This window comes from Salegentibacter sp. BDJ18 (genome assembly GCF_017579965.1).
Lineage (GTDB): Bacteria > Bacteroidota > Bacteroidia > Flavobacteriales > Flavobacteriaceae > Salegentibacter.
This window is the reverse complement of the sequence record NZ_JAFLQX010000013.1, coordinates 197,523-214,043: the sequence shown is the minus strand read 5'-3', so window position 1 is coordinate 214,043 and position 16,521 is coordinate 197,523. Positions and strand designations below refer to the sequence as shown.

The window sequence follows — 16,521 nt, the reverse complement described above, 5'->3', positions numbered from 1 at the left end:
TAAATTAAACTGAAGCTTGCTGCGCTGTGGTTTTCTTTTTTACTTTTGGCCTATGTTAGCGCTTAATTTTCCAAAATATTCGTTCCGGTTCAAAAATAGTGAAAATAAAATAGCCGTTTTTGATGAACTCCGGAAAAAATTTGTGGTTTTAACTCCCGAAGAATGGGTGAGACAACACGTGGTTAAATTCCTTACTTTAGATAAGAATTATCCTAAAAACCATATTAATGTTGAAAAACAATTAAAACTGGGAAAGCTTACTAAACGCTATGATGCGGTAGTTTTTTATCCTGACGGAAGAATAAAAGTGGTGGTAGAATGTAAAGCCCCACATATTAAAATAACCCAGGAAGTTTTTGACCAGATCGCCAGGTATAATTTGAGTTTAAAAGCCGATTATTTAATGCTTACCAATGGATTGCAGCACTACTTCTGCAAACTGGATTACAAAGAAGAGAAATATCATTTTCTACCTGAAATTCCCAATTATATTTCTTCTAAAACTTCTGAAAAATCATGACCACTGCAGTAGTAATTTTAAATTGGAATGGCCGAAGTTTACTGGAGCAGTTTCTGCCTTCGGTAATTCGTTTTTCTGAAGAAGCTAATATTTACGTAGCCGATAATGCTTCTACAGATGATTCAGTAGAATTTGTACAGGAAAATTTTCCGCAGGTAAAAATTATTCAGAATAAAGAGAACGGCGGATTCGCCAAAGGTTATAACGATGCGCTTTCCGGTTTATCCGAAGATATTTTTGTCTTGCTAAATAGTGACGTAGAAGTTACTAAAAACTGGCTAAACCCTATTCTTGAAATCTTTAAAAACGAACCTAAAACGGCTGCAGTTCAACCAAAAATACTTGATTTTAAAAGAAAAAACTACTTTGAATATGCCGGGGCCGCCGGGGGCTATATTGACAAATACGGTTATCCATTTTGCCGTGGGAGGATCTTTGAAACTTTAGAAGAAGACCAAGGGCAGTATAATGACGATACTCCTATTTTTTGGGCCAGTGGTGCTTGTTTCGCAATTAGAAATACAGTTTATTGGGAGGCCGGTGCGCTCGACGAAGATTTTTTTGCCCATCAGGAAGAAATAGATCTATGTTGGCGCATCCGTAATTTGGGCTATCAAATAAAATTTTCTGGAATTTCCAACGTTTACCACGTGGGTGGTGCTACCCTGGATAGTATGAATCCCCGGAAGACGTTTTTCAACTTTAGAAACAGTTTATATATGCTTTTAAAGAATGTTCCCACACCCAATGTTTACAGCATTTTAATTATGAGAATGATCCTGGATGGGATTGCGGGAATCAAATTTCTGGTAAATGGGAAATTCTCACATTTACATGCAATCCTGCAGGCGCATACCGCCTTTTACCGTAATTTTCAAAAAATGCATAGAAAACGAAGAAGAATTACAAAAAACTCTGAATATTATCAGGTAAAATCTATTATTTGGTCTTATTTTTGTTTAGGCAAAAATGAATTTTCTAAATTAAAATAAAGGTATTCAAACTTATAGTAAAGCTTCTTTTTCCGCTTTACTTTTTTTTGATACTTTTGAATCATCTAACATTAATAACAATTACAAGATTATGAAACGAATTATGCTTTTATCGGCAACCGCCGTTCTTTTGTTTTCCTCTTGCGTATCTAATAAGAAATACGCTGAACTGGAAGAAAAACAAAAACAAACCCAGGATGAACTAAACACTGCAACCATTAAATTAAACGCGTGTTTAGAAGATAAACAAAACCTTAACCAGCAAATCACAAGACTTAACAATACCAACGCGGCATTGCTTAACAACGTAGGTGACCTTGCCACTCTTTCTAAGAAAGAAGCAGAAAACCTTGAGCGTTCTCTTGAAAGCATTAAAGAAAAAGATCTTGCTATCCAGAGTATGCGTGATGCTATTAGCAAAAAAGACTCTGTAACTTTAGCGCTTGTAACAAGCTTAAAAGGTGCTTTGGGTAATATGGCCGATGAAGACATTGAAATAAATGTTGAAAAAGGTGTAGTTTACGTTTCTATTTCTGACAAACTTTTATTTGACAGTGGAAGATACAATGTAACCGACCGTGCTAAAGAAGTACTTGGTAAAGTTGCTACTGTAGTTAAAAATAAGCCAGACATCGAGTTTATGGTAGAAGGACATACTGATGATAAAGCTATCAAAACTTCAATGTTTGAAGATAACTGGGATCTTAGTGTGAAAAGAGCTACTTCTGTAGTTAGAATTCTTCAGGATGAGTTTGGTGTAGCACCAGCTAGAATGACTGCCGCTGGTAGAAGTTACTATGTTCCTGTAGCAACTAACGAAACTGCTGAAGGTCGTGCAAAAAACAGAAGAACAAGAATTGTAGTTCTTCCTAAACTTGATCAATTCTACGGAATGATCGAAGAAGGAATGAAATCTGCTAAATAAGCTTTGATTCTTTTAAATATAAAAAAACCCCGCAATTGCGGGGTTTTTTACTTTCTAATAAGGGATAATGCTATTTCTTTAAAAAGCGCAATAAGATCTCATTAAACTCCTTTTTGTGCGTCATCACCAGGCCGTGTGGTGCGCCTTTAATTACTTCAAAAGTATTATCTTTAACCAGATCTTTACTTTTCTTACCGGCAATATCTATTGGCACAATTTCATCGTCATCTCCATGGACTATTAGCGTTGGTACATCAAACTGTTTTAAATCTTCTCTAAAATCTGTTAATCCAAAAGAATCTACACAATCCAGGGTGGCTTTAGCTGAAGCTTTGCAGGCAATACTCCAATCGTAATGTTTTTGATCTTTACTAATACGATCTTTATTTTTATCATAATTGTAAAACTTATCGCCAAATCCAGCTAAGAAACCTGCGCGGTCTTTTCTAATCTCCTCTTTAAAACCTTCAAAAACTTCTTTCTCAAGCCCATCGGGATTATCATCGGTTTTCAGCATAAAAGGTGGTACTGCAGAGATTAATGCAGCTTTAGATACATTGGCGGTTCCATATTTCCCTATAAAACGGGCAACTTCTCCTCCACCCATAGAGAAACCTACAATAATTGTATCAGAAAGTCCCAGTGCTGTAATTACATCGTTTAAATCTGAAGCCAATGTATCGTAATCGTAACCTTCCCAGGGTTTGTCACTATCCCCAAAGCCGCGGCGATCGTAACTTATACATCTAAACCCTGCATCTACAATTTTCTCTACCTGGTATTCCCACATTCTGTGACTTAGAGGCCAGCCGTGAATAAGAATTACCGGTTGCCCTTCCCCATAATCTTCATAAAAAAGTTTAATTTTATTACCTTTTTCTTCGTTTTTAGTCTCTATATAATTCATTGCTTATTTTTTTAATAAGGTATGCACTAAAAATCCCGATAAAAAAGTAAAGCCTGCATTTAGCAGGCTTTTAACGTGTTATCAAAAATTTTATTTAAAACTACATAATTTCAATACTTCCTTTTCCCTCCCTTATTACTTCAGGTTCAGAATTTGTGAGATCTATAACGGTAGATGGAATGTTATCACCATACCCACCATCAATTACAAGGTCTACCAGGTGATCCCATTTCTCTTTAATTAATTCGGGATCTGTGGTGTATTCTATAACCTCATCTTCATCATAAATAGAAGTTGAAACAATTGGATTTCCTAAAGTAGCCACAATACTTTTACAAATATTATTGTCTGGCACCCTAATCCCAACGGTTTTCTTCTTTTTAAAGACATTTGGAAGATTATTATTTCCGGGTAAAATAAAAGTATATGGTCCTGGAAGATTTCTTTTGAGAATTTTAAAGGTAGCCGAGTCTATTTGTTTTACGTAATCCGATAGATTGCTTAAGTCTTCGCAAATAAAGGAGAAATTAGCTTTTTCTAGTTTTACCCCCTTAATTTGAGCAATTTTTTCTAAAGCTGAGGTATTGGTAATATCACATCCAAGGCCATAAACGGTATCGGTTGGATAAATAATAAGTCCACCATTCTTCAGGACTTCTACTACTTTATTAATATGTTTTTGACTCGGATTTTCGTCATAAATTTTAAGTAATTCAGCCATAATTATGATTTTTAGTAATTGAGAATTTACAAATTTTCGTGCAGATAATTTTGAAATAGCCTGATTAATCTAATTTAGAAACTTCACTTTCCAACTTCAGTACTTTGCTTCCGTCTTTCTGCTCTATAAAAAGTGCTTTGTTGTCTTCTTCGCCTTTTCGGGTAATTTCACTGCCGGCTATTGTTTTGGTGACTTCTTTGGTACAAGTTTCGGTCACTTTTCCTTTTGCTTCTCCATCACCCCATTTCCAACTAACATTGCTACCTTCTCTAATCATTTTTTTATTTTGAAGATAAAAAGAAAGCCGCGTGAAGCGGCTTTATATAACAGAAGTTTAACGAGATTTAGGAGATCAATTTCAATTTAGCAAACCTTAGCAGTAACTTTTTAATTCCGCCATTTTCAAAATCTATTTCGGCTTTTTTATCCTGCCCAACACCATCTATGGCCAGCACTTTTCCTTTCCCAAAACGCATATGTTCTACCACGTTACCGGCTTCCAGTTTTATAGCATTTGTAGCTTTTTCTGGCTCCGGGCTTGCGGGTTTTAATTTCCGAAGTTTTCTTAACTGCGACTCGCTTGGTTTATGTGCAGGCGGCGGAGTTCCTTTTTTAGGCTTGGTTTGTCGCAGTTTACTTTTATCAATATCATCCCCAAAAATATCGGTATCTATAAGCGGTTTGTATTTATAATCATCCTGCGGAATCATATAATCCATATACTGCTCATCTACTTCTTCTATAAACCTACTTGGTTCAGCATCTACCAATTTCCCCCAACGGTATCGAGATTGCGTATAAGTTAAGTAAGCCTGTTTTTCGGCACGGGTAAGTGCCACATAGAATAATCGGCGTTCTTCTTCCAGTTCGCTTCGGGTATTCATACTCATTCCTGAAGGAAAAAGATCTTCTTCCAACCCAACAATATACACATATGGGAACTCCAAACCTTTTGCCAGGTGAATGGTCATTAAAGCCACGCGGTCGTCATCGCCGGTATCTTTATCCATATCTGTAGCAAGCGCTACATCTTCCAGGAATTCAGCCAGAGAACCATCGGCATCTGCCAGTTCTTTTTGACCTTCCACAAAATCCTTGATCCCGTTTAATAATTCCTCGATATTTTCAATTCGAGCAATTCCTTCCGGAGTACCATCTTTCTTTAATTCCTGAACCAAACCGGTTTTTTTGGTCACAGTATCGGCTACAGTAAAAGCATCGGCGTTTTCGGCTAAAATCGTGAAACTCTTAATCATATTCACGAAATTATTAAGCTTGGTCTGGGTACTTCTATTTATTTTTAGATCCAGATGATCTATATTTTCAATAATTTCAAAAATGGTCTTGCCATATTGATTTCCGGCAATGCTCAATTTATCCATGGTAGTTTGCCCAATTCCACGGGCAGGATAATTAATTACCCGCTTAAGCGCTTCCTCATCTTTCGGGTTAATCAAAAGTCTTAAATAAGAGAGTACATCTTTAATTTCCTTTCGCTGGTAGAATGAAAGTCCGCCGTAAATCCTATACGGAATTTCCTTTTTTCTGAGAGCGTCTTCCATCGCCCTACTCTGGGCGTTGGTTCGATAAAGAATCGCAAAATCGCCGTTATTCATCTGGTTTTGCATTCTATTTTCAAAAATAGAACCCGCAACAAAACGGCCTTCTTCCCCATCGGTAAGCAAACGATTTACTACAATTTTTGGCCCTTCATCATTGGCTGTCCAAACTACTTTTTCAAGCTTAGTTTTATTCTTTTCAATAATGGAGTTTGCAGCGTTTACAATATTTTTGGTAGAGCGGTAATTTTGCTCCAGCCGGTACATCTGCACATTCTCGTAATCTTTCTGAAAATTCAGAATATTATTAATGTTCGCCCCGCGGAAAGCATAAATACTCTGCGCATCATCTCCCACCACGCATATATTCTGAAACTTATCGGAAAGTGCTTTTACAATTAAATACTGAGAATGGTTAGTATCCTGGTACTCATCTACCAAAATATACCTGAAACGGTTTTGGTATTTATGAAGCACTTCAGGAAACCTGTTTAAAAGTTCGTTGGTTTTCAGCAGCAAATCATCAAAATCCATCGCGCCGGCTTTAAAACAACGCTCTACATATTCCTGGTAGATTTCCCCTAAACGCGGTTTTTTAGACATCGCATCGGCTTCCTTTAATTCCGGATTTTGGAAATAGGCTTTTACCGTGATTAAACTGTTTTTATAAGAAGAAATTCTGCTATAAACCTGCTTGTATTTGTAAACATCCTTATCCAGGCGCATATCTTTTATAATCGCCCTAATTACACTTTGCGAATCCTGTGTATCGTAAATCGTGAAGTTTGAGGGATAGCCCAATTTATCAGCTTCAAAGCGTAAGATCTTAGCAAAAATGGAGTGAAAAGTACCCATCCAAAGGTTCTTCGCTTCACTGTTCCCTACAATCTTAGCGATACGGGTTTTCATTTCCCTTGCAGCCTTATTCGTAAAGGTTAAAGACAAAATATTAAAGGGATCTACACCCTGGCTCATAAGGTAAGCAATACGGTAAGTAAGTACCCGCGTTTTTCCAGATCCTGCTCCTGCAATCACAATCATTGCGCCATCCTTTTGCAGTACAGGCGCGCGTTGTGCATCATTTAATTCGGCTAAATAAGCTTCCAATCTCTTCAGTTTTTTAAATGCGTGAAATTAACCAAAATGATACAATTTATAAACCCGTAAACCTACTTTGTTTTAAACAAACTCAGATTAGCTTTGAGCAATTGCTTAAGTTTTTAATATCTTTAAAATTCTGCAATTCAAATTGAGCGCTAAATAAATTTACTATGAAAAAAATTATATGCAGCTTTCTTGGGCTTTTCAGCTTTACTTTAGCGGCGCAGGAGATTAATCCCGAAATTAATTCGGCTGCTGAAGAAATAGAAGAACAGGTGATTGAGTGGCGAAGGGATTTTCATCAGCACCCTGAACTTTCCAACCGGGAAACCGAAACCGCTAAAAAAATTGCAGCTCATTTACAAAGTTTGGGAATTGAAACTACTACCGGAATTGCAAAAACCGGCGTGGTAGGAATTCTAAAAGGCGATAATGAAGGCAAAACCGTGGCTTTAAGAGCAGATATTGATGCGCTCCCAGTAACCGAAAGAAATGATCTCCCATTTAAATCTGAAGTAAGAACAGAATTTTTAGGTTCAGAAACCGGGGTAATGCACGCCTGTGGTCACGATACTCACATCGCAATTATGATGGGTGTTGCTGAAGTGCTTTCAAAGCATAAAGATAAAATAAATGGCACGGTAAAGTTTATCTTCCAACCCGCCGAGGAAGGTCCGCCGCCGGGCGAAGAAGGTGGTGCTTCGCTTATGATCAAAGAGGGTGTGCTAAAAAATCCTGATGTAGATGCAATTTTCGGGCTTCATATAAATTCGGAAACACCCGTGGGAACAATTCGTTATAAACCTGAAGGCACTATGGCTGCTGTAGAACGTTTTGTAATAAATGTAAAAGGAAAACAAACCCACGGATCTGCTCCCTGGAGCGGGACCGATCCTATTCTTATTTCAGCAAAAATCATAGATGGTTTGCAAACCATCATTAGCCGGGAATCGAAACTGGTATCTGCCGCTGCGGTAATTTCCGTAGGAAAAATCACCAGTGGCGTTCGCTTTAATATAATTCCGGAAACTGCCGAAATGATTGGTACAATAAGAACTCTTGATCCAGATATGAAAAAATTAATTCTGAAAAGAATGAACGAAATGGTTCCGGCAATCGCGAAAGCTTATGGCGGGGAAGCTACGGTAGAAATTCAAAATAATACCGCCATTACTTATAACGATCCTGAACTTACCAGCAAAATGTTACCTACGTTACAGAAGGTCGCTGGAGAAGAAAACGTGGTTTTAGCCAAAGCCACCACCGGCGGGGAAGATTTTTCTTTCTTTCAGGAAGAAGTACCCGGTTTTTACTATTTTCTTGGCGGAAAACCTTTAGATTCTACCGAACCCGCACCGCATCACACCCCCGACTTTTTTATTGACGAAAGCGGAATGTTACTGGGTGTAAAAACAATGTCTCAACTGGCTATAGATTACCTAAACCAATAATTTATGGAAAGTATTTTAGATTTTTTTGCAAGTATTCCCTGGTGGGGATGGATTCTTATCGCTATTGTTTTAATTGCTATAAAAGATATCTTCTTTAGCCGTGCGCACACCATAAAACACAATTTTCCTGTGGTAGGGCATTTGCGGTATTTCCTGGAAGGAATTGGCCCGGAACTGCGGCAATATATCGTTGCCAGCAATCGGGAAGAATTACCCTTTAACCGGGTAGAACGAGGCTGGATTTATGCTTCAGCAAAAAATGAAAACAATTATGAAGGTTTTGGAACCGATCAGGATATTTTTTCTACGCATTATATTTTTATAAATAATGCCATGATTCCTTATAAACTGGATGAAAAACATCCTAATTCAATAGACCCTAATTTTATTGCCTGCGCAAAAGTAATGGGCGAATTTAATAAAAGAAAACGCCCGTTTAGACCGGCCTCTATCATCAATGTGTCGGCTATGAGCTTTGGTTCACTTTCTGCCAGAGCCATAGAATCTTTAAACGCTGGCTGTAAGGAAGCCGGGGCTTATCACAACACCGGTGAAGGCGGACTTTCGCAATACCATAAGAAAGGGGCCGATGTAGTTTTTCATTTTGGAACCGGATATTTTGGAGTTCGGGACGAAAATGGAAACTTTTCTATGGAAAGAATGGTGGCACTCGTAAAAGAAAACCCTCAAATACGCGCCATTGAAATTAAACTTTCTCAAGGTGCCAAACCCGGTAAAGGCGGTGTATTACCCGCTTCAAAAATTACTAAAGAAATTTCTGAAATTAGACACGTGCCTATAGGTAAGGATGTACTTTCCCCGCCAAACCATTCAGCCTTTAGTAACATTCCAGAACTAGTAGATTTTATTGAAGATATCGCTGAAGCAACCGGACTTCCTGTAGGGATTAAATCGGCCGTGGGAAGGTTAAATCAATGGGAAGAACTTGCCGCTCTTATGGCAAAAACCAAACGAGGACCCGATTTTATTACTATTGATGGTGGCGAAGGCGGAACCGGGGCCGCGCCTCCAAGTTTTGCCGATCACGTTTCATTACCCTGGATTTACGCATTTACCGATGTTTACCAAATATTCTTAAATGAAGGAATTACCGATAGAATTGTCTTTATTGGAAGTGGAAAACTCGGTTTTCCAGCAAAAGCTGCAATGGCCTTTGCCCTGGGCGCAGATTGTATAAATGTAGCCAGGGAAGCAATGATGAGTATTGGATGTATACAGGCACAAGCCTGCCACAATAACACCTGCCCTACTGGCGTTGCTACCCAGAACAAATGGTTGCAGGCGGGGATTAATGTAAAAGACAAGGCCCGGCGGGTAAATTATTATTTTACCAAGTTTAGAAAAGAGCTTTTAGAGATTACCCATGCCTGCGGTTACGAGCATCCTTCACAATTTACTATGGACGATGTAGAGATAAATTTAAGCGATAAGAACCTGGCAAAAACCCTGGCCACCACTTTTGGATATCATAAAGAAAAAGTACCTTTCGACGGTATTCAAATGCATATGGATAGCCCACATCTGGGTGGCATTCAGAAGCAAAAAGAAGTGACAACCAAAGAAGCTGAAACCGAAGAAACCGCACCCCATAATAAAAACGAATGAACCAGATAGAACTTTCTCAAATACTTTTAGCCATTTTGCCGGCTTTAATTGTTGGTGTAGTAGCCTTTTATTTTTTTAGTTCATATAATAAAAATGAAGAAAACAGAAGACGTTTTCTATTGCATAGAGAAAACCAGAAAACCGCGCTTCCTTTAAAGTTGCAGGCTTATGAAAGGATGACGTTATTTTTGGAAAGAATTTCACCCGGAAAAATTTTATTTAGGGTAAAGCCGAATTCTAATGATAAAGAAGCTTATGAGCGGGCATTAATAAATACTATTGAACAGGAATTTGAGCACAACCTTGCGCAACAAATCTATCTTTCGGTTGAATGTTGGGATTATATTAAAACGGCTAAAAATGCTACTATTGGTATTATTAGAAAGGCTAACCAACAGGAAGGAGTTACTGATGCCGATAAATTAAGAGAAATAATTCTTAAAAATTTAATCGAAAAACAATCTCCTACTGAAGCTGCAATCGCTTACCTAAAAAACGAGGTAAAACGCTTTATTTAAAACAATCCGAAGAAACTTTTGCGTTTGGTAGCCAAAAATTGCAGATGCTTCTCTTTGGCGTGATCGTAACCTTGCTGCCACCATTCTCCCATTAACTTTTTATTGAAAACCAATGAGTTTTCAGTCAGTTTTGTAGGCGTGTAATAGGTATTTAGTTTTACTTTTTTGTTTAAAGCGGCTAGTTTTCCTTCTACAATATCGTGGTATTCTACCTGGTCCAGTAAAAACCCAAAAAGGTTAATCATTAAAGAAAACGGATTTTTCCCCAAAACCTTATTATACTCCATATTTTCGGCTTCAAGAATAATCGCATCCACTTCAGTAGCCCCTCGTTTTATAGCTTCTCTAATAGGCACCACACATCCAAGTCCGCCATCGGCATATTCAAATCCGTCTTTATTGGCAAGGCTCATAAACGGAATATAATTACAACTTATCCAGATCCAGTCACAAAAATCTTCATAAGCAAAATCGTTAATCGACTTATATTCTACGCGGTTTTTAGATAAATTAGAAACCGTAACAATCACATCTTCTACCTGATTTTTAAGCTTATCAAAATCTTCTTCAGAAAAATTCTTTTTAATATGTTTTCTAAGGTTCTGGCTTTCTCCAAAAGTTCTTTTCTTCCGCACAAATTGCCAGAACATATTAAAGTAATTAATAGTCACATACTCCCTACCTTCTTTGCGCTTCACCACAAAAGGATTTATGCTGAAAATTTTACGCTGATTTACATTCGTGTAAATCTCGTAAACCTTATCTATATTCCCCATCGCGAGGTGCGGAATAAGCAAGCTCCCGGTTGAAGTGCCCAGAAATAAATCGTATTTCTTGCCTTCCTCCTGAATTAAATATTGAGCAACGCCTCCTGCGAAGGCGCCTTTACTGCCCCCGCCAGATATTACCAGTGCACGCATTAAGGTTCAATTTGATTAATTTCCTCGCTTTTATCTTCGGCAAATTTATAACCGCTTTTCCACCAGGATTTCATTTGCTTTTCATCAAAAATAAGGGAATTGGTAGTTAATACCGTAGGCGTGTAGTAAAAATTTATTGTTACATTTTTATTGGCAGCAGCAAATTTCCCTATTTTAATATTTTGTGCCTCGATTCTATCTAACATAAACCGAAACAAATTTGTAATTAATCCAAAGACATTTTTAGAGGCCATTCTATTATAAAAAGTAGCTTCAGTTTGTAAAATAATCGCATCAATATGGGTGGCGCCCCGTTTTATTGCTTCTTCAATTGGCACCATGGTACCCAAACCACCATCGGCATATTCGCAACCATTTTTATACACTAAACTCATAAAAGGCGTGTAATTACACGAAATCCAAATCCATTCGCAAAACTCTTCGTATTCAAAATCTTTAATAGATTTATATTCTACCGTATTTAAAGAAATATTAGAAACCGTTACCACAATATCCTTTTTCGCGGCTTGTAAACTTAAGAATTCTTCTTTGGTTAAAGTGGCTTCAATAAGTTTTTTAAGGTTTTTACTTTCACCAAAAGTCTTTTTTCCTTTTAGAAAATTTAGAAGTACGTTTAAGTGATTTATGCTAATTTGATCGTAGCCGTGACGTCTTTTTATAAGAAAAGGGCGATTACTAAAGATACTACTTTGATTTACCGTAGTATAAATGTTTTTTATTTTTTCACACTTATTTAAAGCAAGATGAGAAATAAGTAAACTCCCCGTAGAAGTTCCTAAATATAGTTCGTAATCGCGCTGTAATTCTTCAATTAAATACTGGGCTACCCCACCGGCAAAAGCGCCTTTACTGCCTCCTCCCGATATTACCAATGCCCTCATTAATTGAGTTTTGTTTGCAAATAATCCTGTTCTTTTTGAGAAAGACTATCCTTTAAAGCTAAGAATTTCTTACGATATTCTTCGTTTTTAAGCAGCTCATTTAATAACTGCCTGGAATAATTTCTAAACCTGTAAGTTGGGTGCTGGGTTCCCTGCATCAAGTCCAGCAGGTTTTGATTGGTAAAACTATTTATCTGGTATAAATAGCCAAAAGCATTCTCCCTTACTTCAATGGGAAAATGGGTAGCGGTATAACCCGAAAGCTCATTATATGTTTCCTGTTGTTTCTCAGGTTCGTAATTTGGTGTCACCAGGTTTAAGGTAAGCCAGAGCATTCGTACATTTTTATTGGTAAATCCTTCGATTCCCTTGGTCTGATCTAAATAGGTGGAAACTTCTTGGGGAAAATTCATCCATAATTTAAGTAGAGCGGCTTCTTTAGTAACATAGGATTCATCCTTGAGCAGAGATTCAAATTTTGATTTTAATTCCTGCGGAATTCTCTCCATACTGGTGGCAATAGCCTGGCGAACGTAAATATTGTTTGTTTCAAATGCTTTTTTGTAAAGATTTATAGCTCTGGCAGAAGTTTCACCTTCTAATTGATAAACCACTTCCTGGCCGGTATAATCGCTTACCGGGAAATCGAGTTCTGCACTTAAAAGTTCTTCCTTTTTTTCTATAGGTGTTTCTCGCAGTGCCAGAATATTTAAATGATTTTGAATGAATTCTGAATTCTTCAAAGAATTTAAAGCTGCAAAACCCTGAAAAGCGGCTTGGTTTAACCATTTTGCCATAAAATCGGATAGGCTAACATTCCCAGCGGCTTCAACCTCAGCAATAAAATTCTCTGTAGTAGCGGTTTGAAACTTGTAGCGTTCCAAATAATTTTTCACCGCTTTTTTAAACGCCCCATCTCCCACTCGCTCACGCAAAATATGCAAAACCCAGGCTCCTTTTTGATAATAGGTTAAGGATGTTGCCCTAGCTTTGGTAACCGGTTCACCTTTTCCGCTATCGCTTATTTCTTTCAGTTTTTCACCAGATTCATAAAGTTGCCAGTAATAGTAATCATCTCCAAAGATTTCACGTTCGGCCAGCAGCGCGTAATAAGTAGAAAATCCTTCGTGTAGCCAGTGATCGTTATTCGTTTCAGCGGTCACCAAATTTCCAAACCATTGGTGGGCCAGTTCGTGTGCATTGACGCTCACATAATTTCGGTCTGTAAAACCTATCGAATCGGTAATAAAAGCGTGGTCAAAAATAGTAGCCGTAGTATTTTCCATTCCAGAATATAGAAAATCGCGTACCGGTGCCTGCTTGTAATTTTGCCACGGATATGCTACCCCAATTTCAGTTTCGAGAAAGTCGAAAATCTCTTTACTGTGCCTATAAGTCGGTTCCATATTTTTCTTTTCTGAAACCGGCATATAAAACTGTAAAGAAACCCCTGAAGCAGATTTCTTTTCTTCCACAACATAATTTGCCGCTGCAAAAGCCAGTAAATAACTGCTCATAGGCTGTTGCATATCAAAATTCCAACTTTTTAAAGAATCACTAACCGATGTGCCAGAAAGTTTTCCGTTGGCCATCACTTCTAAATCATTCGGAAAATGATAGGTGATATCAAATTCTACTTTTTCCCGCTGATCATCAAAAGAAGGCAACCAATTAGACGTGTATTTCCCCTGTCCCTGCGTCCATATTTGTTTTTGTGCCTTTATAGAATCGGCAATATTCCAGTTAATAAAATAAACCGCTTCTTTTGGTCTTACAGAATATTTAAGTTGAAGAGAATTATTTTCTGATGGATTTATTTCATTTTCTATCCAAATACGTCCCCCGGAATTCCTGAAGTTTTTTTGTTCCCCGTTCAGCAAAACCTCATCAAAATTCATATTACGCGCATCAACATAAAAGGAATCGATGCTTTTTAAAACATTAAAACTATAAGTTATCTCCCCCGTAATCTCCTCGCTAACAGTATTTACAAAGACATCTGCATCAGCTTTTATAAAATCTATGTTTTCAACTTGATTAAGGGAATCTGCAATGGGAGCCTGGCTATAAAAGTTCCAGCTACAGCAAAAAAGGAGGGCGATAAATGAATATTTCATACTAAAAAACTACAGGGCACAAATTACAAAAACTGGATAAATTTAATCGCTGAAAATTTCAGGTTTAATTTTTAAGCGAAATTCAGCCTAAAAAACCTGATTTTAATATCTTCGTTTGCATGAACGCCAATATTTTGCAAACACCCATAGATTATCTAAAAGGGGTAGGTCCAAACCGCGCCGATCTACTGCGGAAGGAACTTGGCATTCACACCTACCAGGATCTATTAAATTTATTTCCAAACCGTTACCTGGACAAAACCCGTTTTTATAAAATAAACGAGTTGCAAAGAAACTCGGCTGAAGTTCAGGTGGTAGGCAAAATCACCCATATAAGAAGTGTAGAACAAAAACGCGGAAAGCGCCTGGTAGCCGATTTTATTGATGATACCGGAAAAATGGAACTGGTTTGGTTTCGTGGCCAAAAATGGATTCGGGAGAATTTAAAGATCAATACACCTTATGTTATTTTTGGTAAAACCAATTGGTTTAACGGGCTCTTTAGTATGCCGCATCCAGAAATGGAACCGGTAGAGGAATATAAAAAACAACTGCGTACCGCGATGCAGCCTATTTATCCTTCTACCGAAAAACTGGCAAAATCGGGGATTACCAACCGGGTTATCAATAAACTGATGCAACAGCTTTTTATTGAAACCAAAGGAAAATTCTACAATACGCTTTCTGAAGAAATCACTTCAGAATTAAAACTGATCCCAAAGGCAGAAGCCGTATTTAATATTCATTTTCCGCAGAGCCAGGAACTGCTGGCTAAAGCACAATTTCGATTAAAATTTGAGGAACTCTTTTATATTCAGTTGCAATTGCTGATTAAAAATATGCTTCAGAAGCAAAAAATAAAAGGTTTTGTTTTTGAAGAAATTGGGCAAAATTTCAGCGAATTCTACAGCAATCATCTGCCTTTTGAACTAACCGGCGCGCAAAAACGAGTAATCAAAGAAATACGCGCCGATCTTGGCAGCGGTGCGCAAATGAACCGTTTGCTACAAGGTGATGTGGGTTCAGGAAAAACCATTGTTGCTTTGATGTCTATGTTTATTGCATTGGATAATGGTTTCCAGGCCTGCTTAATGGCACCTACAGAAATTCTCGCAATTCAGCATTATAACGGTCTTGTAGAACTTTGCGAAAACCTGGACACCAGTATTTATTTACTTACCGGTTCTTCTAAAACTAAAGCCCGCCGCGAAATTCACGAAAAGCTTGAAAATGGGGAAATAGATATCCTAATTGGCACCCATGCATTGCTGGAAGACAAAGTGAAATTTAAAAATTTAGGGCTGGCAGTTATAGATGAACAACATCGTTTTGGCGTGGCGCAACGGGCCAAATTATGGCGCAAAAACCAGGTGCCACCCCATATTTTAGTGATGACGGCAACGCCAATTCCCAGAACTTTAGCAATGAGTCTCTATGGGGATCTGGATATTTCGGTAATTGATGAATTACCGCCGGGAAGAAAACCCATCAAAACCGTACATCGCTACGACAGCAACCGACTTAAAGTTTTCGCTTTTATAAAAGATGAAATAAAAAAAGGTCGGCAGGTTTATGTAGTCTATCCATTAATCCAGGAATCGGAAAAAATGGATTACAAAGATTTAATGGATGGTTATGAAAGTATTGCCCGCGAGTTTGCAGATGAACAAATTTCTATAGTTCATGGCCAGATGAAATCTGACGCCAAAGACTATGAAATGGAGCGTTTTGTAAAAGGCGAAACTCAAATTATGGTGGCAACTACTGTTATAGAAGTTGGAGTAAATATACCAAATGCCAGTGTCATGATTATTGAAAGTGCCGAGCGATTTGGCCTTTCTCAACTTCACCAACTTAGAGGCCGTGTAGGCCGTGGTGCCGAGCAGAGTTTCTGTATTTTAATGACAGGACATAAATTATCTAATGATAGCAAAACCAGGCTGGAAACAATGACCGCTACCAACGATGGTTTCGAGATCGCTGAAGTAGATCTAAAATTACGTGGCCCCGGCGATATTATGGGCACGCAGCAAAGTGGCGTTTTAAACCTGAAAATCGCTGATATTGTAAAAGACAACCAGATATTAAAATCGGCTCGTTATCACGCTATGAAGATTTTAAAAGAGGATCCTAACCTCTCTATGGAAAAGAATAAAGTGCTTCGTTTTACTTACGCGCAGGTGGCAAAACATAAAAATATCTGGAATTATATTAGTTAGACTTAAGGTTTTAAAAAATGATGAATCTACTTCCTCATTCTTA

At 37.8% G+C, this 16,521-nt stretch carries 14 protein-coding genes; 7 read left to right on the top strand and 7 right to left on the bottom strand.

Annotated features, from left to right (window positions below; genetic code table 11):
- The first annotated feature begins 52 nt into the window (after window positions 1–52).
- The 3 genes from J0871_RS08155 to J0871_RS08145 all read left to right on the top strand — a co-directional run bounded on the left by J0871_RS08155 (window position 53) and on the right by J0871_RS08145 (window position 2,437).
- Window positions 53–520 carry a type I restriction enzyme HsdR N-terminal domain-containing protein gene (locus J0871_RS08155; protein WP_208224770.1) on the top strand — a complete coding sequence of 156 codons (468 nt, stop codon included), beginning with the start codon at window positions 53–55 and terminating at the stop codon, window positions 518–520.
- Window positions 517–1,512, top strand: coding sequence for a glycosyltransferase family 2 protein (locus J0871_RS08150; protein ID WP_208224768.1), 996 nt, complete (start codon window positions 517–519; stop codon window positions 1,510–1,512). Before J0871_RS08155 ends, J0871_RS08150 begins: the two co-directional genes overlap by 4 nt.
- 91 nt (window positions 1,513–1,603) lie before the next feature.
- Entirely contained in the window at window positions 1,604–2,437 is an 834-nt protein-coding gene (locus tag J0871_RS08145; protein WP_208224766.1) for an OmpA family protein, read from the top strand.
- Between the two features lie 70 nt (window positions 2,438–2,507).
- Here J0871_RS08145 and J0871_RS08140 read toward each other — a convergent pair whose 3' ends face one another.
- From J0871_RS08140 to J0871_RS08125, 4 genes are all read right to left on the bottom strand, one after another.
- The gene (locus J0871_RS08140) at window positions 2,508–3,344 is read right to left on the bottom strand and encodes an alpha/beta hydrolase (RefSeq protein WP_208224764.1); all 837 of its coding nucleotides are present in this window, start codon (window positions 3,342–3,344) and stop codon (window positions 2,508–2,510) included.
- A gap of 100 nt (window positions 3,345–3,444) precedes the next feature.
- A complete protein-coding gene (locus tag J0871_RS08135) occupies window positions 3,445–4,065 on the bottom strand; it encodes an L-threonylcarbamoyladenylate synthase (protein ID WP_208224763.1) in 621 nt (206 codons plus the stop codon).
- A 64-nt stretch (window positions 4,066–4,129) separates the two neighbouring features.
- Window positions 4,130–4,342: a DUF2945 domain-containing protein gene (locus J0871_RS08130; RefSeq protein ID WP_208224762.1), complete on the bottom strand. Its 213-nt coding sequence runs from the start codon at window positions 4,340–4,342 to the stop codon at window positions 4,130–4,132.
- 67 nt (window positions 4,343–4,409) lie between these two features.
- The gene (locus J0871_RS08125) at window positions 4,410–6,731 is read right to left on the bottom strand and encodes a UvrD-helicase domain-containing protein (RefSeq protein WP_208224761.1); all 2,322 of its coding nucleotides are present in this window, start codon (window positions 6,729–6,731) and stop codon (window positions 4,410–4,412) included.
- Between the two features lie 164 nt (window positions 6,732–6,895).
- Between J0871_RS08125 and J0871_RS08120 the strand changes: the two genes are divergently transcribed.
- The 3 genes from J0871_RS08120 to J0871_RS08110 are packed head-to-tail and all read left to right on the top strand — an operon-like array spanning window position 6,896 to window position 10,320.
- Complete coding sequence (locus J0871_RS08120; protein ID WP_208224760.1) at window positions 6,896–8,176, top strand: amidohydrolase; 1,281 nt, start codon at window positions 6,896–6,898, stop codon at window positions 8,174–8,176.
- Between the two features lie 3 nt (window positions 8,177–8,179).
- Entirely contained in the window at window positions 8,180–9,802 is a 1,623-nt protein-coding gene (locus J0871_RS08115) for an FMN-binding glutamate synthase family protein (RefSeq protein WP_208224759.1), read from the top strand.
- Window positions 9,799–10,320: a hypothetical protein gene (locus tag J0871_RS08110; protein WP_208224758.1), complete on the top strand. Its 522-nt coding sequence runs from the start codon at window positions 9,799–9,801 to the stop codon at window positions 10,318–10,320. Before J0871_RS08115 ends, J0871_RS08110 begins: the two co-directional genes overlap by 4 nt.
- Here the strand turns inward: J0871_RS08110 and J0871_RS08105 are convergent.
- Genes J0871_RS08105 through J0871_RS08095 form a run of 3 tightly spaced genes read right to left on the bottom strand, consistent with a single transcriptional unit; the run spans window position 10,317 to window position 14,259 of the window.
- Window positions 10,317–11,240, bottom strand: coding sequence for a patatin-like phospholipase family protein (locus tag J0871_RS08105; protein ID WP_208224757.1), 924 nt, complete (start codon window positions 11,238–11,240; stop codon window positions 10,317–10,319). The two genes, J0871_RS08110 and J0871_RS08105, sit on opposite strands and share 4 nt — an antisense overlap.
- Window positions 11,240–12,142 (bottom strand): patatin-like phospholipase family protein, encoded by a 903-nt coding sequence (locus tag J0871_RS08100; RefSeq protein WP_208224756.1) that lies wholly within the window; start codon window positions 12,140–12,142, stop codon window positions 11,240–11,242. The genes J0871_RS08105 and J0871_RS08100 overlap by 1 nt, the downstream gene beginning before the upstream one ends.
- Window positions 12,142–14,259 carry a M1 family metallopeptidase gene (locus J0871_RS08095; protein ID WP_208224755.1) on the bottom strand — a complete coding sequence of 706 codons (2,118 nt, stop codon included), beginning with the start codon at window positions 14,257–14,259 and terminating at the stop codon, window positions 12,142–12,144. Before J0871_RS08095 ends, J0871_RS08100 begins: the two co-directional genes overlap by 1 nt.
- A gap of 119 nt (window positions 14,260–14,378) precedes the next feature.
- Here J0871_RS08095 and recG point away from each other — a divergent pair, with 119 nt between their 5' ends.
- Window positions 14,379–16,478, top strand: coding sequence for an ATP-dependent DNA helicase RecG (gene recG, locus J0871_RS08090; RefSeq protein ID WP_208224753.1), 2,100 nt, complete (start codon window positions 14,379–14,381; stop codon window positions 16,476–16,478).
- Window positions 16,479–16,521 lie beyond the last annotated feature (43 nt).